This window comes from Pseudomonas yangonensis (assembly GCF_009932725.1).
Classification (GTDB): domain Bacteria; phylum Pseudomonadota; class Gammaproteobacteria; order Pseudomonadales; family Pseudomonadaceae; genus Aquipseudomonas; species Aquipseudomonas yangonensis.
Genome location: NZ_BLJU01000065.1, coordinates 1 through 780 on the forward strand (window position 1 = coordinate 1; position 780 = coordinate 780).

General features: G+C 63.6%; 2 protein-coding genes. One reads left to right on the plus strand and one right to left on the minus strand.

Translation table 11 applies throughout. The features are described 5' to 3' along the window. The coding region (locus GYB81_RS23450; RefSeq protein WP_161897975.1) for a PAS domain S-box protein at positions 1 to 251 on the minus strand (251 nt) is incomplete at its 3' end. 179 nt (positions 252 to 430) lie between these two features. On the opposite strand from GYB81_RS23450, the gene GYB81_RS23455 reads away from it, so the two are divergent. Beyond that, the coding region (locus GYB81_RS23455; protein WP_161897976.1) for a class I SAM-dependent DNA methyltransferase at positions 431 to 780 on the plus strand (350 nt) is incomplete at its 3' end.

Here is a 780-nt window from a genome sequence, read left to right on the forward strand (position 1 = left end):
TGGCGCACGCGGTGGTGGAAGTCGAGACCGCGCACATGTTCGGGGATCAGCGCCAGCAGGGGCTGGCCTTGCAGCCGCTCCGGCGTGTAGCCCATCTCCTTGAGAAAGTTGTCGTTGGCGCGCGCGATGCGACCTTGCGGGTCGAGCATCAGCACCAGCATTTCCTCTTCCAGGCTGGCGCGCACCTGCTCAACGGAAGAGAAATCGTCACGCAATGCCTGCAACTCTTGCTTCAGTCTTCCATTGAACATGTGGGTCATCTCGATGAAGGTTGACGCCATTGTTTCGGCTGCAACCGCCAGGAGTTTAGCGGGGGCGCGGCACGTACCGGCCCGTTGGGAATAGCCGTCAGCGCGGCGAAGTTTCTCTATCGGCGCGCGGCTGCGCTTGCGATATGATGCGCGCCCCTCGACTCCCCTGACGGGTCACCATGTCCGGCAACGCTCTCTATACCGACCTGTCGGGCTATTACGACCTGATGTGCGCGGACATCGACTACGCCGCGCAGAGCCACTGCGTGCACCGCCTGCAGCAGCTGTTCGGCAACGGCGGCAAGCGCCATCTCGACCTGGCCTGCGGTACCGGCCCGCACGTGCGCCATTTCCTCGATGCCGGCTACGCCAGCAGCGGGCTGGACATCAACCAGCCGATGCTCGACCACGCCGCCCAGCGCTGCCCCGAGGCACGTTTTTTCCGGCAGGACATGTGCGGCTTCCAGGCCGACCAGCCGCTGGACCTGATCACCTGTTTTCTCTACTCCATCCACTACAGCGCCAGCAT